The 22545-nt window shown below is 73.2% G+C and carries 23 protein-coding genes; 17 read left to right on the top strand and 6 right to left on the bottom strand.

Going from position 1 to position 22545, the window contains the following annotated elements; all coding sequences use genetic code 11:
* Positions 1 to 119: 119 nt before the first annotated feature.
* The 4 genes from OHA86_RS14235 (at position 120) to glmM (ending at position 4624) form a co-directional block, all read left to right on the top strand.
* Positions 120 to 1742, top strand: a complete 1623-nt coding sequence (locus tag OHA86_RS14235; RefSeq protein ID WP_329175541.1) for an ABC-F family ATP-binding cassette domain-containing protein — start codon at positions 120 to 122, stop codon at positions 1740 to 1742.
* Between the two features lie 276 nt (positions 1743 to 2018).
* Positions 2019 to 2462 (top strand): 50S ribosomal protein L13, encoded by a 444-nt coding sequence (gene rplM, locus OHA86_RS14230; RefSeq protein ID WP_329175539.1) that lies wholly within the window; start codon positions 2019 to 2021, stop codon positions 2460 to 2462.
* A gap of 40 nt (positions 2463 to 2502) precedes the next feature.
* On the top strand, positions 2503 to 3018 hold the full coding sequence (gene rpsI, locus OHA86_RS14225) for a 30S ribosomal protein S9 (protein WP_329175537.1): 516 nt from the start codon (positions 2503 to 2505) through the stop codon (positions 3016 to 3018).
* A 247-nt stretch (positions 3019 to 3265) separates the two neighbouring features.
* Positions 3266 to 4624 (top strand): phosphoglucosamine mutase, encoded by a 1359-nt coding sequence (gene glmM, locus OHA86_RS14220; RefSeq protein WP_329175535.1) that lies wholly within the window; start codon positions 3266 to 3268, stop codon positions 4622 to 4624.
* A gap of 124 nt (positions 4625 to 4748) precedes the next feature.
* Here the strand turns inward: glmM and coaA are convergent, their stop codons facing one another.
* The gene (gene coaA, locus OHA86_RS14215) at positions 4749 to 5723 is read right to left on the bottom strand and encodes a type I pantothenate kinase (protein ID WP_329175534.1); all 975 of its coding nucleotides are present in this window, start codon (positions 5721 to 5723) and stop codon (positions 4749 to 4751) included.
* Positions 5724 to 5973: 250 nt separating this feature from the next.
* On the opposite strand from coaA, the gene OHA86_RS14210 reads away from it, so the two are divergent.
* The 6 genes from OHA86_RS14210 (at position 5974) to OHA86_RS14185 (ending at position 11804) form a co-directional block, all read left to right on the top strand.
* Entirely contained in the window at positions 5974 to 6342 is a 369-nt protein-coding gene (locus OHA86_RS14210; protein ID WP_329175532.1) for a holo-ACP synthase, read from the top strand.
* A gap of 71 nt (positions 6343 to 6413) precedes the next feature.
* The gene (locus OHA86_RS14205; protein WP_329175531.1) at positions 6414 to 7841 is read left to right on the top strand and encodes an NAD(P)H-hydrate dehydratase; all 1428 of its coding nucleotides are present in this window, start codon (positions 6414 to 6416) and stop codon (positions 7839 to 7841) included.
* 732 nt (positions 7842 to 8573) lie between these two features.
* A complete protein-coding gene (alr, locus tag OHA86_RS14200) occupies positions 8574 to 9716 on the top strand; it encodes an alanine racemase (RefSeq protein WP_329175529.1) in 1143 nt (380 codons plus the stop codon).
* Positions 9717 to 9720: 4 nt separating this feature from the next.
* Positions 9721 to 10965, top strand: coding sequence for an alpha/beta fold hydrolase (locus OHA86_RS14195; RefSeq protein WP_329175527.1), 1245 nt, complete (start codon positions 9721 to 9723; stop codon positions 10963 to 10965).
* Between the two features lie 11 nt (positions 10966 to 10976).
* Complete coding sequence (gene tsaE / locus OHA86_RS14190) at positions 10977 to 11519, top strand: tRNA (adenosine(37)-N6)-threonylcarbamoyltransferase complex ATPase subunit type 1 TsaE (RefSeq protein WP_329175525.1); 543 nt, start codon at positions 10977 to 10979, stop codon at positions 11517 to 11519.
* Positions 11520 to 11663: 144 nt separating this feature from the next.
* The gene (locus OHA86_RS14185; protein WP_329175523.1) at positions 11664 to 11804 is read left to right on the top strand and encodes a hypothetical protein; all 141 of its coding nucleotides are present in this window, start codon (positions 11664 to 11666) and stop codon (positions 11802 to 11804) included.
* A gap of 93 nt (positions 11805 to 11897) precedes the next feature.
* Here OHA86_RS14185 and OHA86_RS14180 read toward each other — a convergent pair whose 3' ends face one another.
* Positions 11898 to 12446: a hypothetical protein gene (locus tag OHA86_RS14180; protein ID WP_329175521.1), complete on the bottom strand. Its 549-nt coding sequence runs from the start codon at positions 12444 to 12446 to the stop codon at positions 11898 to 11900.
* A 100-nt stretch (positions 12447 to 12546) separates the two neighbouring features.
* On the opposite strand from OHA86_RS14180, the gene tsaB reads away from it, so the two are divergent.
* From tsaB to OHA86_RS14155, 5 genes are all read left to right on the top strand, one after another.
* Positions 12547 to 13212 (top strand): tRNA (adenosine(37)-N6)-threonylcarbamoyltransferase complex dimerization subunit type 1 TsaB, encoded by a 666-nt coding sequence (tsaB, locus tag OHA86_RS14175; RefSeq protein WP_329175519.1) that lies wholly within the window; start codon positions 12547 to 12549, stop codon positions 13210 to 13212.
* Positions 13213 to 13232: 20 nt separating this feature from the next.
* Positions 13233 to 13706: a ribosomal protein S18-alanine N-acetyltransferase gene (gene rimI, locus OHA86_RS14170; RefSeq protein ID WP_329182406.1), complete on the top strand. Its 474-nt coding sequence runs from the start codon at positions 13233 to 13235 to the stop codon at positions 13704 to 13706.
* A complete protein-coding gene (gene tsaD / locus OHA86_RS14165; protein ID WP_329175518.1) occupies positions 13699 to 14892 on the top strand; it encodes a tRNA (adenosine(37)-N6)-threonylcarbamoyltransferase complex transferase subunit TsaD in 1194 nt (397 codons plus the stop codon). The genes rimI and tsaD overlap by 8 nt, the downstream gene beginning before the upstream one ends.
* Complete coding sequence (locus tag OHA86_RS14160; RefSeq protein WP_329175516.1) at positions 14889 to 15161, top strand: hypothetical protein; 273 nt, start codon at positions 14889 to 14891, stop codon at positions 15159 to 15161. Before tsaD ends, OHA86_RS14160 begins: the two co-directional genes overlap by 4 nt.
* Positions 15162 to 15260: 99 nt before the next feature.
* Positions 15261 to 16100, top strand: a complete 840-nt coding sequence (locus OHA86_RS14155; protein ID WP_329175514.1) for a polysaccharide deacetylase family protein — start codon at positions 15261 to 15263, stop codon at positions 16098 to 16100.
* Positions 16101 to 16236: 136 nt separating this feature from the next.
* On the opposite strand, the gene OHA86_RS14150 is transcribed toward OHA86_RS14155, so the two are convergent.
* Entirely contained in the window at positions 16237 to 17439 is a 1203-nt protein-coding gene (locus OHA86_RS14150) for a class I SAM-dependent methyltransferase (RefSeq protein ID WP_329175513.1), read from the bottom strand.
* A 231-nt stretch (positions 17440 to 17670) separates the two neighbouring features.
* Between OHA86_RS14150 and groES the strand changes: the two genes are divergently transcribed.
* Together groES and groL are read left to right on the top strand one after the other, a co-directional pair.
* Positions 17671 to 17979 (top strand): co-chaperone GroES, encoded by a 309-nt coding sequence (groES, locus tag OHA86_RS14145; RefSeq protein ID WP_329175511.1) that lies wholly within the window; start codon positions 17671 to 17673, stop codon positions 17977 to 17979.
* A 135-nt stretch (positions 17980 to 18114) separates the two neighbouring features.
* On the top strand, positions 18115 to 19737 hold the full coding sequence (gene groL / locus OHA86_RS14140; RefSeq protein ID WP_329175510.1) for a chaperonin GroEL: 1623 nt from the start codon (positions 18115 to 18117) through the stop codon (positions 19735 to 19737).
* Between the two features lie 69 nt (positions 19738 to 19806).
* On the opposite strand, the gene OHA86_RS14135 is transcribed toward groL, so the two are convergent.
* Genes OHA86_RS14135 through OHA86_RS14125 form a run of 3 tightly spaced genes read right to left on the bottom strand, consistent with a single transcriptional unit; the run spans position 19807 to position 22138 of the window.
* Entirely contained in the window at positions 19807 to 20586 is a 780-nt protein-coding gene (locus OHA86_RS14135; RefSeq protein WP_329175508.1) for an SDR family NAD(P)-dependent oxidoreductase, read from the bottom strand.
* Positions 20587 to 20625: 39 nt separating this feature from the next.
* Complete coding sequence (locus OHA86_RS14130; protein WP_329175506.1) at positions 20626 to 21288, bottom strand: MOSC domain-containing protein; 663 nt, start codon at positions 21286 to 21288, stop codon at positions 20626 to 20628.
* 4 nt (positions 21289 to 21292) lie between these two features.
* Positions 21293 to 22138: a GNAT family N-acetyltransferase gene (locus tag OHA86_RS14125; protein WP_329175505.1), complete on the bottom strand. Its 846-nt coding sequence runs from the start codon at positions 22136 to 22138 to the stop codon at positions 21293 to 21295.
* Positions 22139 to 22545 lie beyond the last annotated feature (407 nt).

Here is a 22545-nt window from a genome sequence, read left to right as displayed (position 1 = left end):
GCGCATCATATTGCCGGTGCGGGTCCCCGGTGTACCGCGGGCAGCGGCCCGCGGGGGTGGTACGACTGTCCCGGGAAAACGGGTTGGGCGGGATCGGGCCGCACGGGAGAATTCAGGCCATGGGACATGTGGAAGCAGCGCACCTGGAGTATTACCTGCCGGACGGGCGGGCGCTGCTCGGCGACGTCTCGTTCCGCGTCGGCGACGGCGCGGCCGTGGCGCTGGTCGGGCCGAACGGCGCGGGCAAGACCACTCTGCTGCGGCTGATCTCGGGGGAGATCGCGCCGCACGGCGGCGGGGTCACCGTCAGCGGCGGCCTCGGCGTGATGCGGCAGTTCATCGGGAGCGTCCGGGACGACAGGACCGTACGCGACCTGCTGGTGTCGGTGGCGCACCCGCGGATCCGCGAGGCCGCGGAGGCGGTGGACGCGGCCGAGCTGGCGATCATGGCGCAGGACGACGAGCCGGCGCAGATGGCGTACGCGCACGCGCTGGGCGACTGGGCCGAGGCGCGCGGCTACGAGGCCGAGACGCTGTGGGACATGTGCACGATGGCGGCACTCGGCGTCCCGTACGAGCGGGCGCAGTGGCGCGAGGTCAAGACGCTGTCCGGCGGCGAGCAGAAGCGGCTGGTGCTCGAAGCGCTGCTGCGCGGCCCCGACGAGGTGCTGCTGCTCGACGAGCCGGACAACTACCTGGACGTGCCGGGCAAGCGCTGGCTGGAGGAGCAGATCGCCGCCACCCGCAAGACCGTGCTGTTCGTCAGCCACGACCGCGAGCTGCTGTCGCGTACCGCGGAGAAGATCGTCAGCGTGGAGACCGGGCCGACCGGGTCCACGACCTGGGTGCACGGCGGCGGTTTCGACACCTTCCACGAGGCCCGCAAGGAGCGCTTCGCCCGCTTCGAGGAGCTGCGCCGCCGCTGGGAGGAGGAGCACGCCAAGCTCAAGGCGATGGTGCTGCGGCTGCGGCAGCAGGCGGCGAACAGCCCCGACATGGCCTCGCGCTACCACGCGGCGCAGACCCGGCTGAAGCGGTTCGAGGACGCGGGCGCCCCGCAGGAGCCGCCGCGCGAGCAGGACATCAGGATGCGGCTCAAGGGCGGCAGGACCGGTGTACGGGCGGTGACCTGCGAGAAGCTGGAGCTGACCGGCCTGATGAAGCCCTTCGACCTGGAGGTCTTCTACGGCGAGCGGGTCGCGGTGCTCGGCTCGAACGGCTCGGGCAAGTCGCATTTCCTGCGGCTGCTGGCGGGGGACACGGGCGTGGCGCACAAGGGCACGTACAAGCTGGGCGCCCGGGTCGTGCCCGGCCACTTCGCGCAGACCCACGCGCACCCCGAGCTGCGCGGGCGCCCGCTGGTGGACATCCTGTGGACCGAGCACGCCAGGGACCGCGGGCGGGCGATGTCGGTGCTGCGCCGGTACGAACTGGAGCGGCAGGGCGACCAGCCCTTCGACAAGCTGTCCGGCGGGCAGCAGGCCCGCTTCCAGATCCTGCTGATGGAGCTGGAGGGCACGACCGCGCTGCTGCTGGACGAGCCGACGGACAACCTCGACCTGGAGAGCGCGGAAGCCCTCCAGGAGGGCCTGGAGGCCTACGACGGTACGGTGCTGGCCGTCACGCACGACCGCTGGTTCGCCCGCAGTTTCGACCGCTACCTGGTCTTCGGCTCCGACGGGCTGGTCCGCGAGACGGCCGCTCCGGTGTGGGACGAGCGCCGCGTGGAGCGCGAACGGTGAGGGGGTCCACGGCCGGGGCCGCACACGCGTTTTGACCCGCCGGGGGCCGCCCGGGTATTCTTCGGGTTCGTTATGCGTATTGGCTTGCTCTATCTCACGTGAGGGGCCCTTACGCCGGTCCACCGGGCCGATGACCAGCGGCAGGCAGACGGGTTGCGTCCCCGTATGCGGCCATGGCTGTCGTGATCGTCCGGGTGGCCTTGTCAGGACCCTTCCCCACCGCCCTCGCGGCGGGTCAGGGGAAACCACTACTGAGAAGAAGCGAAGGCTACGACCGTGCGTACGTTCAGCCCCAAGCCCGGCGATGTCCAGCGCCAGTGGCATGTCATCGACGCGCAGGACGTTGTCCTGGGCCGTCTGGCCACTCAGGCCGCCACCCTTCTGCGGGGCAAGCACAAGCCCATCTACGCGCCCCACGTCGACACCGGCGACTTCGTCATCATCATCAACGCCGACAAGGTCCACCTCTCGGGTAACAAGCGGACCCAGAAGATGGCCTACCGCCACTCGGGCTACCCGGGCGGTCTGCGTTCCGTGCGCTATGACGAGCTGCTGGAGAAGAATCCCGAGAAGGCCGTCGAGAAGGCCGTCAAGGGCATGCTTCCGAAGAACACCCTGGGCCGTCAGATGCTCTCCAAGCTGAAGGTCTACTCGGGCGACCAGCACCCGCACGCTGCCCAGCAGCCGGTGCCGTTCGAGATCACCCAGGTCGCGCAGTAGTTCCCGGCCACCAGCTACCAGAAAGAACCTGAGGAGAATCGTGGCTGAGACCACTGCCGAGACCGTCATCGAGGGCGACGAGCCTTTCGAGGAGATCACCACCTTCGAGTCCGAGGCCGTCGAGGGGGAGTACACCTCCGAGTCGCTCGCCTCGCGCTTCGGCGACCCGCAGCCGGCTGCCGGCACCGGCCGCCGCAAGCAGTCCATCGCCCGCGTCCGGATCGTCCCGGGCAGCGGAAAGTGGAAGATCAACGGCCGCACCCTTGAGGGCTACTTCCCGAACAAGGTGCACCAGCAGGAAGTCAACGAGCCCTTCAAGGTGCTCGAACTCGACAACCGCTACGACGTCATCGCCCGCATCAGCGGCGGCGGCATCTCGGGCCAGGCCGGTGCGCTGCGCCTCGGTGTCGCCCGTGCGCTGAACGAGGCCGACGTCGACAACAACCGCGGCCCGCTCAAGAAGGCCGGCTTCCTGACCCGTGACGACCGTGCGGTCGAGCGGAAGAAGGCCGGTCTGAAGAAGGCCCGCAAGGCGCCGCAGTTCAGCAAGCGCTAGTCGCACCCGGCACGCCGTTGCCGCTGCACAACGCCCCGGAGGCACACCATTGCCTCCGGGGCGTTCGCATGTGGCGCCGCCGTCGTATATCTGTGGTGATACGACTGGTACAACCAAGTACAGGGCGCCAAGCGTCATGCACCAAGCAGGTGCGCGGCCGGGACACCGCGCACGGCACCTGCGTACATGAGTACGGCCGAGCACGGCCGCGACGGCAGAGCCGCCGTATCGCATCGGAGGACACACAGTGGGACGACTCTTCGGCACCGACGGGGTCCGCGGTATCGCCAACGCGGACCTCACCGCCGAGCTGGCGCTGGGCCTGTCGGTCGCGGCGGCGCATGTTCTGGCGGAAGCGGGGACCTTCGCCGGGCACCGGCCGGTCGCGGTGGTCGGGCGCGATCCGCGCGCCTCGGGCGAATTCCTGGAGGCCGCCGTCGTGGCGGGCCTCGCGAGCGCGGGCGTGGACGTCCTGCGGGTCGGTGTGCTGCCCACCCCGGCGGTGGCGTATCTCACCGGTGCGCTGGGCGCCGACCTCGGCGTGATGCTGTCCGCCAGCCACAACGCGATGCCCGACAACGGGGTGAAGTTCCTGGCCCGCGGCGGCCACAAGCTGGACGACGACCTCGAGGACCAGATCGAGAAGATCTACGAGGAGCACCGCACCGGCGCCCCCTGGCTGCGGCCCACCGGCGCGGGCGTGGGCCGGGTGCGCGACTACGACGAGGGCTTCGACCAGTACGTCGCCCACCTCATCGGCGTGCTGCCCAACCGCCTCGACGGGCTCAAGGTCGTCCTCGACGAGGCGCACGGCGCCGCGTCCTGGGTGTCGCCCGAGGCGTTCTCGCGGGCCGGCGCCGAGGTCGTCACGATCGGCGCCAAGCCCGACGGCCTCAACATCAACGACGGCTGCGGCTCCACCCATCTGGACCTGCTCAAGGCCGCCGTCGTGGAACAGGGCGCCGACTTCGGCATCGCGCACGACGGCGACGCCGACCGCTGCCTCGCGGTGGACGCGGCCGGCGAGGAGGTCGACGGCGACCAGATCCTGGCGATCCTGGCGGTGGCACTGCACGAGCGGGGCGAGCTGCGCGGCAACACCGTCGTCGGCACGGTCATGTCCAACCTGGGCTTCAAGCTGGCCATGGAGCGCGAGGGCATCACCCTGGTGCAGACCGCGGTCGGCGACCGCTACGTCCTGGAGTCGATGAAGGAGCACGGCTACGCCCTCGGCGGCGAGCAGTCGGGCCACGTCATCGTGCTCGACCACGCCACCACCGGCGACGGCACCCTGACCGGGCTGCTGCTGGCCGCCCGGGTGATGGAGACCGGCCGCCCGCTGGCCGACCTCGCCGCGGTCATGCAGCGGCTGCCGCAGGTGCTGATCAATGTGCCGGACGTCGACAGGAGCCGGGCGGCCACCGCGCCCGAGCTGGTCGCGGCCGTCGCGGAGGCGGAGGCGGAGCTGGGCGCGACCGGGCGGGTGCTGCTGCGGCCCTCCGGGACCGAGCCGCTGGTCCGCGTCATGGTGGAGGCCGCCGACATCGACCACGCGAGATCGGTCGCGGGCCGCCTCGCGGACGTGGTGAAGTCCTCGCTGGGCTGACCGGCGTCACCCCTTGCGACCGCCCCGCGCCTCCCGCGCGGGGCGGTCCGGGCGGGCTGGCCCGGGGCGGGCGGAGCTGGGCCGGGCTCGGCTCGCCGTCACCAGGTGACGGCTTTCGCCGGCGTCACAATTTGCGCAGGGACAGGCGTTGCACCTTGTGGTCCTGGTTCTTGCGCAGGACCAGCGTCGCCCGGCTGCGGGTCGGCAGCACATTCTGTTCGAGGTTGGGCCGGTTGACGGTCTGCCAGACCATCCGGGCGTAGTCCATCGCCTCGTCCTCGGCCACCCGGGTGTATTTCGTGAAGTACGAGTCCGGGTTCTGGAACGCGGTCTCGCGCAGCTTGCGGAAGCGGCCGAGATACCACCGCTCGATGTCCTCGGTGCGGGCGTCGACATAGACGCTGAAGTCGAAGTAGTCGGCGAGCCCGACCCTGGTGCGGCCGTCCTGCCCTGGCAGCGCGGGCTGGAGCACATTGAGGCCCTCGACGATGAGGATGTCGGGCCTGCGGACGGTGAGCAGCTCGCCGGGCACGATGTCGTAGAAGAGGTGGGAGTAGACCGGCGCGGTGACCACGGCCTTGCCGGACTTCACGTCGGCGACGAAGCGGGTCAGCGCGCGCCGGTCGTACGACTCGGGGAAGCCCTTGCGCGACATCAGGCCGCGCCGCAGCAATTCCGCGTTGGGCAGCAGGAAGCCGTCGGTGGTGACCAGCTCGACCCGCGGGTGCTCGGGCCAGCGCGCCAGCAGCGCCTGGAGCAGCCGGGCGGTGGTGGACTTGCCCACCGCCACGCTCCCGGCCACGCCTATGACGAACGGTGTGCCCGGCTGCGGGCCGCCCGCCGCGCCGGCCAGGAAGGTGTTCAGGGCGCCGCGCAGGCCGCTGTGCGCGGCCACGTAGAGATTCAGCAGCCGGGACAGCGGTAGGTAGACGTCCACCACCTCGTCCAGGTCGATGACGTCGCCGAGCCCGCGCAGCCGCTCCACCTCCTCGGCGGTCAGCGGCAGCGGGGTGCGGTCGCGCAGCGCGCTCCACTGCTCCCTCGTCAGGTCGACGAAGGGGCTGGCGGGCGCGGTCGGCGTGGTGGTCACGGTGAGCATCCTCGCAGGGCGCCTCGGGCGGTGGTGCGGCGGTGGTGCGGCGGCGGTGCGGCGGTGGTGGTGCGGCGGTGGTGCGGCGGTGGGCTTACGCGGGCGTGCACGGTGTGCGCCGGTGGCCGCACGGCGGCGGGCGGGCGGCGGGCGCGGCCTAAGCTGGGCGCATGTGCGGCGATGTGGAGTGCACCGGGCGGGACTTTGCGGCGGCCAGGCGGACGCGGCCCTGCCGCGCGGACCTCGTGGCGGTGGTCCGATGATCGTCGGGGTCGGCATCGACGTCGCCGAGATCGACCGTTTCGCCGCCGCCCTGGAGCGCAGCCCGGGCCTGGCGGAACGCCTGTTCACACCCGCGGAATTGCGGCTGCCCTCCGGCGACCCGCGCGGCGCTGCCTCCCTCGCGGCCCGTTTCGCGGCCAAGGAGGCGCTGGCCAAGGCGCTCGGCGCGCCGCCGGGACTGGTCTGGCTCGACGCCGAGGTCTCCACTGAGCCCTCGGGCCGCCCGTCGCTTGCCGTCACCGGTACGGTCGCCGCCCGCGCGGCCGAACTCGGCGTCCGCAGCTGGCACCTGTCCCTCAGCCATGACGCGGGCGTCGCCTCGGCCGTGGTGATCGCGGAGGGCTGACCCGGGGCCGGGGTGCCGGGGCGGCAGCGGGTACGTATCGTCGAACGCAGGGCCGACGGGAGGGTTTCGCGATGAGGTACGCGCACACGGTGCAGGCCGTACGGGACGCGGAGGGCGCGCTCATGGCGCGGCTGCCGGAAGGGGCGCTCATGCAGCGGGCCGCCGCCGGGCTCGCGGCGGTCGGCGCCGATGTGCTCGGGCGGGTGTACGGGTCCAGGGTCGTCGTGCTCGCCGGGAGCGGCAGCAACGGCGGCGACGCGCTCTACGCCGGGGCGCGGCTGGCGCGGCGCGGCGCGGGGGTCACCGCGGTGCTGCTGTCGCCCGAGCGGGCGCACGCCGGCGGGCTCGCGGCGCTGCGGGCCGCCGGCGGCCGGGTCGCGGAAGCGGACGCCGGGCTCGCGGCCGTCGCCCGCGCCCACCTCGTCTACGACGGCGTCGTCGGCATCGGCGGCAAGGGCGGGCTGCGCCCGCAGGCCGCGGACCTGGTGCGGGCCGCCTACGACGCGCGGGCCGCGGTCGTGGCCGTCGACCTGCCCAGCGGGGTCGACGCCGACACCGGCGAGGTCGCGGGGGAGGCCGTGCACGCCGATGTCACCGTCACCTTCGGCACGTACAAGCCGGGGCTGCTCATCGACCCGGCCGCCGGGCTCGCGGGCGCCCTGCGGCTCATCGACATCGGCCTGGACGCGGACCTGGGCGCGCCCGCGGTCGAAGCGCTCCAGCACACCGACGTGGCCGCGCTGCTGCCGCGGCCGAGCGGGGAGAGCGACAAATACCGGCGCGGGGTCGTGGGCGTCGTCGCCGGCTCCGACCGCTACCCGGGCGCCGCGGTGCTCGCCGTCTCCGGCGCCATTCGCGGCGGCGCGGGGGCTGTCCGCTACGTCGGCGGCGGGGCCGCCGCCGTTCTGGCCCGGCACCCCGAGACGCTGGTCTCCACCGGCTCCCCGCATGACGCGGGCCGCGTGCAGGCCTGGGTCGTCGGACCCGGGCTCGGCGACTCCGCCGACGCCAGGGCCGCGGTCGCGGAAGTCCTGGACTCCGATGTGCCCGTCCTCGTCGACGCGGACGGGCTGCGCCTCATGAGCCGCGAGACGGTCGCGGCCCGGACCGCGCCGACCGTGCTCACCCCGCACGCCGGGGAGGCGGCGGCGCTTCTCGGGCGGCCCCGTGAGGACATCGAGGCGGGCCGCCTGGACGCCGTACGCGCCCTTTCCGCGGCCTACCGCGCCACCGTCCTGCTCAAGGGCTCCACCACGCTTGTCGCGGCGCCGGACGGCGGCCCCGTCCGCGTCAACCCCACCGGTACGGCGTGGCTCGCCACCGCGGGCAGCGGTGACATCCTCTCCGGCCTCACCGGTTCCCTCCTGGCGGCCGGCCTCGCGGCCCGCGACGCCGCCTCGGTCGGCGCCTACCTCCACGGTCTGGCGGCCCGCCTCACCGAGGGGCCGCTCACGGCGATGGATGTGGCCGAGTCCATCCCGGCGGCCTGGCGCAGCTGACCGCTGTGTGCGGCGGTGGGGGGTTGCCACCTGCGCTGGCCTGTCGCCTGCGGCCCGGCGGGCGGCTTGTCGCGCAGTTCCCCGCGCCGCCCCTGGGTGTGGGTGCCACTTGCGGTGGGCGTTCACCTTGCGGTGCGCTGTGGCTTGTCGCGCAGTTCCCCGCGCCCCTGAGGGTGCCACTTGCGGTGGGTGTTCACCTTGCGGTGCGTCGTGGCTTGTCGCGCAGTTCCTCGCGCCCCTGAGGGGTTGCCACTTGCTGTGGCGGTGCTTCTTTTCCCGCCGTGGTGGTTGCGCGCGCCGTTCCCCGCGCCCCTTTGGGGCACGCTTCCTCTGCCGTAGAGGGTGCGTTCCTGCGGAAGGCGCCTCCTCTGCCGCAGAGGGCACCCCTCCAGGGGCGCGGGGAACTGCGCGACCAGCCACAGCGCACCGCAAGTGCGAAGGCCACCGCGAGTGGCAACCCCCCGAGGGCGCGGGGAACTGCGCGACGAGCCCCCGCCGGGCCGCAGGCGACAGGCCACCGCAAGTGGCACCCCTCCAGGGGCGCGGGGAACTGCGCGACGAGCCACAGCGCACCGTCGTGTGGGGACGGGCGGCCACAACCCCGGGGGCGCGGGGAACTGCGCGCTCAGACCCCACCGCAGCCGCGGGTAGGGAGAGGGCCGCAAGGGGCACCCCCTTGGTCCAGCGAGGCGCCAAGCGCAAGCGCACCGCACGCCTGAGACACTGACCTGGATGAACGACATGACGAACGGGCGTGCCTGCGCACGAATCGACCTGGGCGCGCTGCGAGCGAACGTCGAGGCACTGCGGGCGAAGGCCCCCACCGCGGCCTTCATGGCGGTGGTGAAGGCCGACGCGTACGGCCACGGCATGGTGCCGTGCGCGCGGGCCGCTATCGCGGGCGGCGCCACCTGGCTGGGCGTGGCCACGCCTGAGGAGGCGCTGGCGCTGCGCGCGGCAGGCGTCGGCGGCCGGGTGCTGTGCTGGCTGTGGACCCCGGGCGGGCCCTGGCGCGACTGCGTCGAGGCCGACATCGACGTGACCGTCAGCGCGCGATGGGCGCTGGACGAGGTGGTGGCGGCGGCGCGGGCCGCGGGCCGCACCGCGCGCGTACAGCTCAAGGTCGACGCGGGCCTCGGGCGCAACGGGGCGCAGCCCGCCGAGTGGCCCGCGCTGACCGCCGCGGCCAGGGCGGCGGAGAAGGCCGGGCTGATCCGGGTCACCGGCCTGTGGGCGCACTTCTCCTGCGCCGACGAGCCCGGGCACCCCTCGATCGAGCGCGAACTCGGCGTCTTCCGCACCGCGCTGGCGCAGGCGGCCGACGCCGGCCTGGACCCGGAAGTGCGGCACATCGCCAATTCGCCCGGCACATTGACGCTGCCCGAGTCGCATTTCGACCTGGTGCGGCCCGGCGTGGCCATGTACGGCATCTCCCCGGTGCCGCAGGTCGGCGGCCCCGAGGACTTCGGGCTGCGGCCGGTGATGACGCTGGCCGCCCGGCTGGCGTCGGTCAAGGCGGTGCCCGGCGGCCACGGGGTCAGTTACGGCCACCACTATGTGACGCCGGGTCCGACGACGCTTGCGCTGGTCCCGCTGGGGTACGCAGACGGTGTGCCGCGGCATGCGTCCGGCGTGGGCCCGGTGCTGGTGGCCGGGAAGTGGCGGACGGTGGCGGGACGGGTGGCGATGGACCAGTTCGTGGTGGACCTCGGCGGCGATGCCGCGGCGGCGGGTGACGAGGTGCTGCTGTTCGGCCCCGGCGACCGGGGCGAGCCGACCGCGGAGGACTGGGCGCGGGCGTCCGGCACCATCGCGTACGAGATCGTCTCGCGGATCGGCGGCCGGGTGCCGCGGGTGTACGGGGAGAGTGGCTGAGCCGGTGGCTGACGGGGCGAAGTGGGAGCGGGCCGGGCTGTTCGGAGCTGCGATCGGCGTGGTGGCCGCGGGTGCCGCCGCCGGGCTGGCGATCGAGCGGGTCACCGTCGGCCGGGGCGTACGCCGCAAGGCGCAGCTGGCGCTGGACGCGACGGGCCCGTACGGCAGCCTGCGCGGGGCGGCGGGCACCGTGGCCGCGGAGGACGGCACCGAGCTGTACTACGAGACCGAGGACGCGGCGGCCCCCGAGCCGGCCGAGCCGTCCCGGCGCGGCTGGCTGCGCGGCCGCAGGGGCGCGGGTACGGCACCGGGCGGCCCGGCGCCGCTGCCGGTCACCGTGGTCTTCTGCCACGGCTACTGCCTGAACCAGGACTCCTGGCACTTCCAGCGGGCCGCCCTGCGCGGCACGGTCCGCGCCGTCTACTGGGACCAGCGCAGCCACGGCCGCAGCGAGCGCGGCCGGGACCAGGTGGCGGGCGGCCCTGCGACCATCGACCAGCTCGGCCGCGACCTCAGGGCCGTACTGGACGCGGCCGTGCCTGAAGGCCCCGTGGTGCTGGTCGGGCACTCGATGGGCGGCATGACGGTGATGGCCTTCGCCGAGCAGTTCCCCGACTACGTGCGCGAGCGGATCGCCGGGGTCGGCTTCATCTCGACCTCGTCGGGCAAGCTGGCCGCGGTCACCCTCGGGCTGCCCGCGGTCGGCGCGCGGGCCTTCCGCGCGGTCGCGCCGGGGCTGCTGAAGATCATGGGCAGCCAGGCCGAGCTGGTGGAGCGGGCGCGCCGGGCCACCGCGGAGCTGTTCGCCGGGATCATCAAGCGCTATTCGTTCGGCTCCGACGTGGACCCCGCGGTCGGGCGGTTCGCCGAGCGGCTGATCGAGTCGACGCCGATCGACGTGGTCGCCGAGTTCTACCCGGCCTTCACCGAGCACGAGAAGGGCGATTCGCTCGCCCTTCTCGACGGGCTGCCCGGGCTCGTACTGGCCGGGGACAAGGACCTGCTGACGCCCAGCGCGCACAGCACCGAGATCGCCGAGAAGCTGCCGGAGGCCGAGCTGGTCATCGTGCCGGGCGCCGGGCACCTGGTGATATTCGAACGGCCGGAACTGGTCAATTCCGCCCTCGCGCTGCTGATCGCGCAGGCCTCGGACTCGGTCCAGGCGCCGGTCGCCGACGGGCTGCGCGAGCTGGCGACGGCGGGCGACGCCGTGGCCGGCGGCGGGCGGCCCGCGGCGGGCGGCGCGTAGGCTTCGCGGTCATGGGCACACCGCACAACCCGTACCCCGCGGGCACGCAGAGCCGGAACCCCGCCGCGGTCCGCATCACCGTACGCACCGCCGAGCGCATGCGTGACCTGGGGCGGCGCCTCGCCGCGCTGCTCGGGCCCGGCGACCTGGTCCTGCTCAACGGCGAACTCGGCGCGGGCAAGACCACCTTGACCCGGGGCCTGGGCGAGGGCCTGGGCGTACGCGGCGCCGTCACCTCGCCGACCTTCGTCATCGCCCGCGTCCACCCCTCGCTGACCGGCGGCCCCGCCCTGGTCCACGTGGACGCCTACCGGCTCGGCGGCGGCCTCGACGAGATGGAGGACCTGGACCTCGATGTGTCGCTGCCCGAGTCGGTGGTGGTCGTCGAATGGGGCGAGGGCAAGGTCGAGGAGCTGTCCGAGGCCCGCCTCCAGGTGGTCATCGAGCGCACGGTCGGCTCCACGCCCGACGCCGACGACGACGCCCGGGTGGTGACGGTGAGCGGTATCGGCCCGCGCTGGGCCGCCACGGACCTGGCGCAGCTGGAGGCCTGAGCGCGCGGCGGCGCCGCACGGAAGGCGGCGGGGCATGAACCGACAGGCTGTCGGGAAGATGTTGCGCAGGGACCGGCACCCGTGGTGTCCTGGTTCCGGGCGCCCGCTTAGGGCTGCCTAACTTCCACCGCTCGGGGAGGCACCATGTCGGCCCACGACCAGCCCGAATCGCGGCCCGCCCCCACCTTCCGCGACCTGCTGGCCGCCGCGGAGGCGGTCCGCAGGATCTCCACCCCGCCGCCCGCCACGCCTCGGCCTACCGTCCCCGAAGAGGACGCGGCATAGCGCGAACGGGTGAATCCCCGCGGGCGCGGCAATGCGTGACGTCCGCGAGGCCGCGGGACATCGCCGTGCCCGCTGCACGCGCCGGGAAGGCGCTCAGGGCATCACGTCGATGGCGCTGCCCATGGTCGCCATCTGCCACAGCGCGGTGGTGTCGGCGCGGGACGCCCGGATCGCCGCGGTCTGCTTCGCCGGGTCCGGCTTGGTCAGCGAACCGTCCACGGCCGCGCTGAATCCGACGTTGACACCGCCGGTCATCGCGAACAGCACGGTGTGCTCGACCGGCTTGCCGTCGCCGCCGACGCCGGCGGCGCGCCGGAAGAACACGTGGTGCAGCCCCTTGGCCGGTGCCACATTGCCCGGCACCACCGGATAGGTGCGCAGCACCTTGTTGCCGTCGTCCACCAGCCACACCCGCTGCCCCGACAGGCTGTAGACGACGCGTTTTCCTATGCCCGAGTGCAGCGGCAGCGGATACGTCCTCGGGGTGGGCTTGGCCGGGGCCGACTTCTTCGGCGGGCTGGCGGAATGCCCGGCCGCCGGGGTCTTCGGCGCGGAGCCCGACGCCTGCGCGGCCAGGACCGCGATCACCACCAGGGCCGCCGCGGTCAGTCCCGAGACGAGGGTGCCGGCTTTTATTGCCACGGGTGTCCTCCGGTCGGGTTGCGCGCTCGCTCCCGGTTGACGGTAGCAGCCGCGGCGACCACCGCCGCGTACGCACGGACGCTGCCCGTACCCTGGGGGCGTGCTGCTGCTTGCCTTCGACACCGCCACGCCCGCCGTCACCGCTGCCCTGCACGACGGGGAGCGGGTGCTCGCCGAGTCCACGGTGGTCGACGCGCGCAGGCACGGCGAGCTGCTCGTGCCCGCCGTCGACCGGGTGCTGACCACCGCGGGCCGTACGCTCGCCGAGGTCACCGGCATCGTCGTCGGCGTCGGCCCCGGCCCCTACACCGGGCTGCGGGTCGGCCTGGTCACCGCCGCGTCCTTCGGCGACGCCCTGGACGTCCCCGTGCACGGCGTGTGCACCCTGGACGGGCTCGCCTGGGCGGCGGGCGAGGCCGGCCTCGAAGGGCCGTTCACCGTCGCCACCGACGCGCGCCGCAAAGAGGTCTACTGGGCGCGCTACGACGGCCCCGCCGTCCGCGTCACCGAACCCGCCGTGGGCCGGGCCGCGGACCTGCCCGCCGACGTACGGGCGCTGCCCGCGGTCGGCGCGGGCGCCGCGCTCTACCCGGACGCCTTCCCCGGCCACCGCCCCGACCCCGCCCACCAGTCGGCCGGCTCGCTCGCCGCGCTCGCCGCCCGCCGGCTGGCCGCGGGCGAGGCCTTCGCCCCCGCGCTGCCGCTCTACCTGCGCCGCCCCGACGCCCAGGTGCCCGCGGGATACAAGGCGGTCCTGCCGAAGTGAGCGATGCCGTCCTGCGCGACATGCGCTGGTGGGACCTGGACCGGGTGATCGCCATCGAACACGCCCTCTTCCCCGACGACGCCTGGTCCCGCGGCATGTTCTGGTCGGAACTCGCCGACGCCAGGCACCCGGCCGCGACGCGTACGTACATTGTCGCGGAGACACCCGAGGGCCGGATCGTCGGCTATGCCGGGCTCGCGGCGGTCGCGGGCACCGGCGACGTCCAGACCATCGCCGCAGCGCGCGACCACTGGGGCACCGGGCTCGGCGCCCTGCTGCTCACCGCCCTGCTGCGGGCCGCGACCGCCGCGGAATGCCACGAGGTGCTGCTCGAAGTGCGGGTCGACAACGCCCGCGCCCAGCGGCTCTACACCCGCTTCGGCTTCGAGCCGATCGGCATCCGCAAGGGCTACTACCAGCCGGGCAACGTCAACGCGCTCGTCATGCGCCGCGCCGACCCGGCACAGAACCTGGCTGAGGAAAACCATGGCTGACGAACCCCTAGTGCTCGGCATCGAGACCTCGTGCGACGAGACCGGCGTCGGCATCGTCCGCGGGCACACCCTGCTGGCCGACGCGGTCGCCTCCAGCGTCGACGAGCACGCCCGCTACGGCGGCGTCGTCCCCGAGGTCGCCAGCCGCGCCCACCTGGAGGCGATGGTCCCCACCATCCAGCGGGCGCTGAAACAGGCCGGGGTGAGCGCCCGCGACCTCGACGGCATCGCCGTGACCGCCGGCCCGGGGCTGGCGGGCGCGCTGCTGGTCGGGGTGTCGGCTGCGAAGGCGTACGCGTACGCGCTCGGCAAGCCGCTCTACGGGGTCAACCACCTCGCCTCGCACATCTGCGTCGACCAGCTCGAACACGGCGCCCTGCCCGAGCCGACGATGGCGCTGCTGGTCTCCGGCGGCCACTCCTCGCTGCTGCTGGCCCCCGACATCACCGGCGACGTACGCCCGCTGGGCGCCACCATCGACGACGCGGCGGGCGAGGCCTTCGACAAGGTCGCCCGGGTGCTCGGGCTCGGCTTCCCCGGCGGCCCCGCGATCGACCGCCGCGCCCGCGAGGGCGACCCCGCCGCCATCGCCTTCCCCCGCGGCCTGACCGGCGGGCGCGACCCGCGCTACGACTTCTCCTTCTCCGGCCTCAAGACCGCCGTGGCCCGCTGGGTCGAGGCCCGCCGCAGGGACGGCGAGGACGTGCCGATCGCCGACGTGGCCGCGTCCTTCCAGGAGGCGGTGGCCGACGTGCTGACCCGCAAGGCGATCAGGGCCTGCAAGGACAACGGCGTCGACCATCTGATGATCGGGGGCGGAGTGGCCGCCAACTCCCGGCTGCGCTCGCTGGCCCTGGAGCGCTGCGAGGACGCCGGCATCCGGCTGCGGGTGCCCCGGCCCGGGCTCTGCACCGACAACGGGGCGATGGTGGCGGCGCTGGGCGCCGAGATGGTGGCCAGGGGCCGCCCCGCGTCCACCCTCGACCTCCCGGCGGACTCCTCCCTGCCGGTGACGGAGGTCTCCGTGCCCGGCCACACGCACGAGCCGGCCCGCGGTCACGGTCACGAGCCGGCCAACGGTCACGCGCACGGGTCGGCGCACGGTCACGCGCACGAGCCGGCTCACTCGCACGGGCTGAGCCACGACCATGTGCACGAGCTGAGCAAGGACAACCTCTACGGATGACCGTCACGCTGATGTGGGAGGCCGCCGCCGCCAAGGGCCGCGGCGGCGAACTCCTCGCCTGGGCGCGGGAAGCCGCCGCCGCGCTGCCCGGCGGCTTCCTGCGGCGCGAGTTCCTCACCGCGCCCGGTGACCGCGTCCTGGTGCTGACCTGGTGGGCCGCCGGATACGACGCGGACCTGCCGGACCTGCCGGCGCCGGACGCCGGTCTGGTGCGGCGCGAGGTGCACCGATGGCGCTTCTCGTCGGTCGCGGTGGAACCCGCGGGCTGAAAAAGCACTCGTCCAGGGTGAGCGCGCGGCCGACCACCCCCAGTCCGCGCCGCGCGCTCGCTCCATGACGTTGCAGCACCGACGTAGGGTCCCTCCCCCATGCGCGCACACCGCGGGAAAACCGCCCTCCTCCTGCTCCTGGGCCTGCTGTTCACCGCGGGCTGCTCCGGGGGCACCCCCGCGGGCTCCCCGGCCTCCAGGGACGCCACGACGGCCGCCACGAGCCCCGCCGCGAAGCCGTCCCCGGCCGACGACCGCGCCGCCGCCTTCCGCAAATGGGGCATCCCGCTGCTCCCGCCGCCACCCGCCCCGCCCGCCGTCAAGCCGATACGCACCGGCGACGGGAAGATACCGGCGGTCAGCGACATACCGACCACCCAGAAGATCGTGTTTCTCACCTTCGACGACGGCGCCGAGAAGGACCCGAAATTCGTCGCGATGATGCGGGACCTCAAAATCCCGTTCACGATGTTCCTGACCGACGACATCATCAAGAACGACTACGGCTTCTTCCGGCCGCTCCAGGCGCTGGGCAATTCGATACAGAACCACACGCTCAGCCACCCTGACCTGCACACCAAGTCGTTGGCGCAGCAGAAGCACGAGATCTGCACGCAGCAGACGAAACTCACCCAGGAATACGGGACCGCTCCCGGGCTCTTCCGGCCGCCCTACGGGAACTACAACGACGCCACGCGGGCCGCGGTGAAATCCTGCGGCGGCCTGCGGGCGATGATTCTCTGGCGGGAGTCGATGCAGATCAAGAAGGTGCAATTCCAGCGGCCCGACAAGAAATTCCACCCCGGTGACATCATCCTGGCGCATTTCCGCGGGCCGTCGCAGCTCAAGGGGGAGACGATGACGGTGATGACGGCCAACCTGCTGCGGCAGATCGCCTCGCAGGGCTTCACCCTCGCCCGGCTGGAGGACTACGTCTGACGACCGGCCGCGGGGGGCGGGGAACGGTCCGACCCGCCGTCGACGGGGTGCGGGTCGCCACGGGGTGACAGGGGCTGTCGCTGTCGCGTCAGGACCACCGGCCGGTGGGCGGTTCCCCGCGCGGTTCCCCGCGCCCCTACGGGGCACCCCCCGCCGCGGCGGCCGGGTGGCCCAGGAGCATGGACGGGGCGCCGGCGGTGCGGGTGAGGAAGACCGTGGCGGAGTGCGGGCCCTGGGGCCGCACCCGGCGGCGGAGGTCTTCCGGATCCACCGCGGACCCGCGCTTCTTCACCGTCAGGACGCCGACCCCGCGCTCCCGCAGCAGCGCCTTGAGCCGTTTCAGGCCGAACGGCAGCACATCGGTGATCTCGTACGCCGTCGCATATGGCGTCGCCCGCAGCTCGTCGGAGGTGATGTACGCGATCGTCGGGTCGATCAGGCCGCCGTCCAGCTCCTCCGCGACCTCGGCCACCAGATGCGCGCGGATGACGGCGCCGTCCGGCTCGTAGAGGTAGCGCCCGACCGGCCGCGCCGGGGGGTCGGGCAGCCCGCGCCCGGTGAGCGTGGCACCCGAGGGCAGCAGGGTCGCGCGGCGGGCGCCGGGGCGTACGCGGTCGCCGCGGCCGTCGAACCACAGCACCGCCTCCTTGACGTCGCCGCCGTCCGAGATCCACTCGGCCTCCGCGGCGGGCGGCACCGCCTCGTGCGGGATGCCGGGGGCGACCTTCACCGCTCCGGGTGAACCGGTGGCCGCCGCGTGCAGCGCCCACGACAGCGGCGGCGAGTACGCCTCGGGGTCGAAGACCCGGCCCCGGGAGGTGCGCCGGGCCGGGTCCACGAACACCCCGTCGAGGCCGCCCGTGCCGACGTCCGTCACGTCCGCGCACCTGACCTCAAGGCGGTCGGCCAGGCCCAGCGCGGCGGCGTTCGCCGTGATCACCGCACAGGTCAGCGGGTCGCGGTCGACGGCCGTCACGGACAGGCCGGCCCGCAGCATGGCCAGGACGTCGCCGCCGACGCCGCAGCACAGGTCGGCCACCGCCGCCGGCCCGAACGCGGCGAACCTGCGCGCCCGGTGGGCCGCCACCGACGCGCGGGTGGACTGTTCGAGGCCGTGCGGCGTGAAGTACATCCGGTGCGCGTCGGCCGCGCCGAATTTCGCCACCGCCCGCTGCCGCAGCCGCGCCTGGCCGAGCGCGGCGGCGACCAGCCCCGCGTCGTGCGTACGCCGCAGCCTGGTGGCCGCCGCCAGGTCGTCCACGGGGTCGTGCTCCCGCAGCCCCGCCAGCAGGTTCTGGCCCTCCGCGGTCAGCAGTCCCTCAAGATCCTCGGGCGTCACGCGCCCATTCTCCCCCCGCGGAAGGGGGACGCCGACCCCCGGACGGCGGCGCGCGGCTGGCACTCCGCTTGACCGAGTGCTAAAGCCGTCCTAGTCTCACTTCTGGCACTCGGCACCGCTGAGTGCCAGACAAACAGCGACGGGCAGGTCCGGCACCCGCGACGACGGGCCTACCAGGTCGCCGACCCAGACAGACACTCCCGTGAGCCCTTTGAAGGGGGAGGTCGGATCGTGACGACCGCCAGCACCAAGGTTGCCATCAAGCCGCTTGAGGACCGCATCGTGGTCCAGCCGCTCGACGCCGAGCAGACCACGGCCTCCGGCCTGGTCATCCCGGACACCGCCAAGGAGAAGCCCCAGGAGGGCGTCGTCCTGGCTGTGGGCCCGGGCCGCTTCGAGGACGGCAAGCGGCTGCCGCTCGACGTCTCCGTGGGCGACGTCGTGCTCTACAGCAAGTACGGCGGCACCGAGGTCAAGTACAGCGGCGAGGAGTACCTCGTCCTCTCGGCCCGCGACGTTCTCGCGATCGTCGAGAAGTAAATCCCCGGCTGCACCAGCCGTGATCCCGCCCCGGGAGTCCGTGTCCTTGAGGCCGGGACCCCGGGGCGGTTTCTTTCACCGTCCTTACCGTCCGTGACGACGTGATTAGACGAGTAGACGAGGTAGTTCGCAGGCATGGCCAAGATTCTTAAGTTCGACGAGGACGCCCGTCGCGCCCTGGAGCGCGGCGTCAACAAGCTCGCCGACACCGTGAAGGTGACCATCGGCCCCAAGGGCCGCAATGTCGTCATCGACAAGAAGTTCGGTGCGCCGACCATCACCAACGACGGCGTCACCATCGCCCGTGAGGTCGAGCTGGAGGACCCGTACGAGAACCTGGGCGCCCAGCTCGTCAAGGAGGTGGCGACCAAGACCAACGACATCGCGGGTGACGGCACCACCACCGCGACGGTGCTCGCCCAGGCGCTGGTCCGCGAGGGCCTGCGGAACGTGGCGGCCGGCGCGTCCCCCGCCTCGCTCAAGAAGGGCATCGACGCGGCCGTCAAGGCGGTCTCCGAGGAGCTGCTGGCCACCGCGCGCGCCATCGAGGGCAAGGAGGACATCGCGGCCGTCGCCGCGCTGTCCGCGCAGGACAAGCAGGTCGGCGAGCTGATCGCCGAGGCGATGGACAAGGTCGGCAAGGACGGTGTCATCACCGTCGAGGAGTCGAACACCTTCGGCCTCGACCTGGAGTTCACCGAGGGCATGGCCTTCGACAAGGGCTACCTCTCGCCGTACTTCGTCACGGACCAGGAGCGTATGGAGGCCGTCCTCGACGACCCGTACGTGCTGATCCACCAGGGCAAGATCTCCTCGATCCAGGACCTGCTGCCGCTGCTGGAGAAGATCATCCAGTCCGGCGGGTCCAAGCCGCTGCTGATCATCGCCGAGGACGTCGAGGGCGAGGCGCTCTCCACCCTGGTCGTCAACAAGATCCGCGGCACGTTCAACGCCGTCGCGGTCAAGGCGCCCGGCTTCGGTGACCGCCGCAAGGCCATGCTCGGCGACATCGCCACCCTCACCGGTGCGACCGTCATCGCCGAGGAGGTCGGCCTCAAGCTCGACCAGGCCGGTCTCGACCTGCTGGGCACCACCCGCCGCGCCACCATCACCAAGGACGAGACCACGCTCGTCGACGGTGCGGGCGACAAGGCCGAGATCGACGGCCGCGTCAACCAGATCAAGGCGGAGATCGGCACCACCGACTCCGACTGGGACCGCGAGAAGCTGCAGGAGCGGCTGGCCAAGCTGGCCGGCGGCGTCTGCGTCATCCGGGTCGGCGCGGCCACCGAGGTCGAGCTCAAGGAGAAGAAGCACCGCCTTGAGGACGCGATCTCCGCGACCCGCGCCGCCGTCGAGGAGGGCATCGTCTCCGGCGGTGGCTCGGCCCTCGTGCACGCGGTCAAGGTGCTCGCCGACAACCTGGGCAAGGAGGGTGACGAGGCCACCGGCGTCGCCGTCGTCCGCCGCGCCGCCGTCGAGCCGCTGCGCTGGATCGCCGAGAACGCCGGCCTCGAGGGCTACGTCATCACCGCCAAGGTCGCCGAGCTGGACAAGGGCCACGGCTTCAACGCGGCCACCGGCGAGTACGGCGACCTGGTCAAGGCCGGCGTCATCGACCCGGTCAAGGTCACCCGCTCGGCCCTGGAGAACGCCGCCTCCATCGCCTCGCTGCTGCTGACCACCGAGACGCTGGTCGTGGAGAAGAAGGAAGAGGAGCCGGAGGGCGGCGCGGGCGGCCACAGCCACTCGCACTGATCTCGCGCTTTTCGTGCCGGCGCCCGCCACCCCCTCCCGGGGCGGCGGGCGCCGGCCGTTGTGCCGCGCCTACAACTTCGGGTCGTAGCGGCGGCTCGCGCCGGCGGACAGCGCGCCGAACAGGCGCGACGGGACATGCCGCGCGAAGCCGACGGCCGCCTTGTAGCGGGCGTCGGGCACGCTCACGACCCGGCCCCGCGCCAGGTCGCGGAGCGCCGCGCCCACCACCTTGTCCGCGTCGAGCCACGCCCAGTCCGGCAGCCGCTCCGCGTTCATACCGGCCCGCTCGTGGAATTCGGTGCGCACGAAACCCGGGCACAGCGCGAGGAAGCGGATGCCGGTGCCGCGCAGGTCGAGGGCGGCGCCCTCGGTGAAGCGCACCACCCACGCCTTGCTCGCCGCGTACGTGCCGCGCGGCATGAAAGCCGCGACCGACGCCACATTGATCACCGTGCCGCGGCCCCGGTCCCGCATGCCCTCGGCGGCAGCGGCGGTCAGCCGCAGCACCGCCTCGCAGTGCAGGGTGAGCATGCGCAGCTCGTCGGCCAGGGGTGCGTCGAGGAAGCGCTGGCGGTTGCCGAAGCCGGCGTTGTTGACCAGGACGTCGACCGCGGGCAGGCCGCTGTCCCGCAGCCGCGCCTCCACCGCGGAGATGCCCGCGTCCGTCGTCAGGTCGGCCTGCACCACCTTGACCTCGACGCCGTACCGCTCGCGCAGCTCCACCGCGCTCTCGGCGAGCCGCACCCCGTCCCGCGCGACGAGCACCAGCTCGTGCCCGTCGGCCGCCAGCCGCCGCGCGAATGCCGCACCGATACCCGCCGTCGCACCCGTGATGAGGGAAGTCGTCATACGGGCAGCGTAGGCGTACGGCGTGTCACCGGTGGTCCCTCACCGGTCGTTCCTGGCCAGCCGCTCGCCGATCTTCCGCAGGTCCTTCGCGGGCAGCGCCTCCGCGGCGAGCAGCAGCGGCAGCAGCTCCGACTCCGTGGTCATCGCCCGGAAGGCCAGCTCCACCGTCACCTCGTGCGCCGGGCGGTACGTGACCTCCACCCGGTCGCCCGCGGCCAGTTCGCCCGGCTCTATCACCCGCAGATACGGGCCGGGCAGCGCGCGTGCGGTGAATCTCCTGATCCAGCCGTGCTCGTCCAGCCACCCGGCGAAGGTCACGCACGGGATGCGCGGGCAGGACACCTCCAGCAGCGGCCCCGCCGCGCCGACCTTCCACCGCTCGCCGATCAGCGCGGAATTCACGTCGTAGCCGGTGGTCGTCAGGTTCTCGCCGAAAGCGCCGTTTCCCAGGCTGCGGCCCAGTTCCCGCTCCCAGCGGTCCAGGTCCTCGCGGGCGTACGCGTAGACCGCCTGGTCGTCGCCGCCGTGGTGCTTGACGTCGTACGCCCGGTCCCCGGCCAGGCCGACCGCCCCCGTCCCCTTGGGCCCCGGCGCCCTCACCGCCACCTTGCCCTCGACCGGGCGCTTGTCGATGCCGGTCGCCGCGAGCTTCTTCCACGGGTTGGGCGTCGGGCGGCCCACGTTGACGCTCAGCAGCTTCATCGCCTCATCGGCCTTCTTCCTGGGGCGGGGCCGTGGACACGGCCTGGGGCGGGGCCGTGAACAGGTACGGGGTCGTCACGCTCAGCGCCGCGAAGCCGAGCCGCCGCAGGATCGGGCGGCTGTCGTCCGACGCGTCCACCTGGAGAAAGCGGTACCCGTGCGACGCGGCGATACGCGCCCGGTGCGCGACGAGTGCCCGGTAGATGCCCTTGCCGCGCCACTCCTTGACGGTGCCGCCGCCCCACAGCCCCGCGAACGCCGTGCCCGGGCAGAACTCCATCCGTGCCGCGCACACCGGTACGTCGCCGGCCATCGCCAGCACGATGCTCACGGTGTCGCGGCGCTCGGTGATCTGGTCGAGCATCCTGTCCCTGAGCCGTTCCGCGCTCGTGCCGAACGCCTGCTCGTGCACGGCGGCGGCCATCTCGACGCCCGCCGCGTCGGTCACCGGCTCCAGCCGGATGCCTGCCGGCAGCTCGGCGTCCCGCGTGAGCTCGGCCACCTCGTCGATCTCGGCGACCATCAGGGTCTCCGGGTCCTCCGGCTCGAAGCCCGCCGCGGCCAGGCGCTCTCCGAGGTCGGCCGGGAGGTCGTGGGAGTACGTCTTCCACTCGAATTCGCGGCCGGCGGCTTCGGGGTCGGTGCGCAGCCAGTGCAGTTGGGCGGCGACGGCCGCGTCGGCGGTGGTCTCGTCGAGGTCGGACCACAGGATCCCGCACCAATCGTGGGGGGCGGCGCCCACTTGGCGTACGACGCCGGCCGTGCGGTCGATTCTGGTGGTGGGGGTCTCCGGGGGTGCGTCGCGGCGGAGCTGGGCGTCGAAGAGGGCAAGGACTTCTGCGGGGTTCATCCGGGCATTTCACCACTGGGGGGTGGTGGGGCCAACCGGTTTCCGGTCGCTTGCGGGTGCCCTCAAGCGGCCGGGCGGCGGTGGCCTCGGGTGGCTGGGTGGCCGGGTGGCCGGGTGGCTGGGTGGCTGGGTGGCCGGGTTTTCCGCGTGGGCCGGGGGTGGGGTGCGCTTGGCGTGGGTGGGGTCGGTGCCGCTCCGGGGGTATCTCCTCGGACTGCGCACCTCGGCTCTGTGCAAACGTTCCTGCGGGAGTTGTGCGCAGTCCTGCGGGGACACCCCCGGATCGTCCCCTCCCGGCCGGCCAGCGGCCATCTGTCGTTGGTGGGTGGGTGTGGGGGTGGGCGGGCCTCGGGGCGTTCCCTCCCGGCCGGCCAGCGGCCATCTGTCGGTGGTGGGTGGGTGTGGGG

The organism is Streptomyces sp. NBC_01477, assembly GCF_036227245.1.
Classification (GTDB): domain Bacteria; phylum Actinomycetota; class Actinomycetes; order Streptomycetales; family Streptomycetaceae; genus Actinacidiphila.
This window is presented reverse-complemented; position numbering and strand designations above follow the sequence as displayed.

Bases quoted from the DNA above. Each gene is read 5' to 3' on its own strand.
- OHA86_RS14235 (WP_329175541.1), top strand. From the start codon at position 120: ATGGGACATGTGGAAGCAGCGCACCTGGAGTATTACCTGCCGGACGGG.
- coaA (WP_329175534.1), bottom strand. From the start codon at position 5,723: ATGCTCACCGTGACCACCACGCCGACCGCGCCCGCCAGCCCCTTCGTC.
- OHA86_RS14210 (WP_329175532.1), top strand. From the start codon at position 5,974: ATGATCGTCGGGGTCGGCATCGACGTCGCCGAGATCGACCGTTTCGCC.
- OHA86_RS14205 (WP_329175531.1), top strand. From the start codon at position 6,414: ATGAGGTACGCGCACACGGTGCAGGCCGTACGGGACGCGGAGGGCGCG.
- alr (WP_329175529.1), top strand. From the start codon at position 8,574: ATGAACGACATGACGAACGGGCGTGCCTGCGCACGAATCGACCTGGGC.
- tsaE (WP_329175525.1), top strand. From the start codon at position 10,977: ATGGGCACACCGCACAACCCGTACCCCGCGGGCACGCAGAGCCGGAAC.
- OHA86_RS14185 (WP_329175523.1), top strand. From the start codon at position 11,664: ATGTCGGCCCACGACCAGCCCGAATCGCGGCCCGCCCCCACCTTCCGC.
- rimI (WP_329182406.1), top strand. From the start codon at position 13,233: ATGCGCTGGTGGGACCTGGACCGGGTGATCGCCATCGAACACGCCCTC.
- tsaD (WP_329175518.1), top strand. From the start codon at position 13,699: ATGGCTGACGAACCCCTAGTGCTCGGCATCGAGACCTCGTGCGACGAG.
- OHA86_RS14160 (WP_329175516.1), top strand. From the start codon at position 14,889: ATGACCGTCACGCTGATGTGGGAGGCCGCCGCCGCCAAGGGCCGCGGC.
- OHA86_RS14155 (WP_329175514.1), top strand. From the start codon at position 15,261: ATGCGCGCACACCGCGGGAAAACCGCCCTCCTCCTGCTCCTGGGCCTG.
- groL (WP_329175510.1), top strand. From the start codon at position 18,115: ATGGCCAAGATTCTTAAGTTCGACGAGGACGCCCGTCGCGCCCTGGAG.
- OHA86_RS14135 (WP_329175508.1), bottom strand. From the start codon at position 20,586: ATGACGACTTCCCTCATCACGGGTGCGACGGCGGGTATCGGTGCGGCA.
- OHA86_RS14130 (WP_329175506.1), bottom strand. From the start codon at position 21,288: ATGAAGCTGCTGAGCGTCAACGTGGGCCGCCCGACGCCCAACCCGTGG.
- OHA86_RS14125 (WP_329175505.1), bottom strand. From the start codon at position 22,138: ATGAACCCCGCAGAAGTCCTTGCCCTCTTCGACGCCCAGCTCCGCCGC.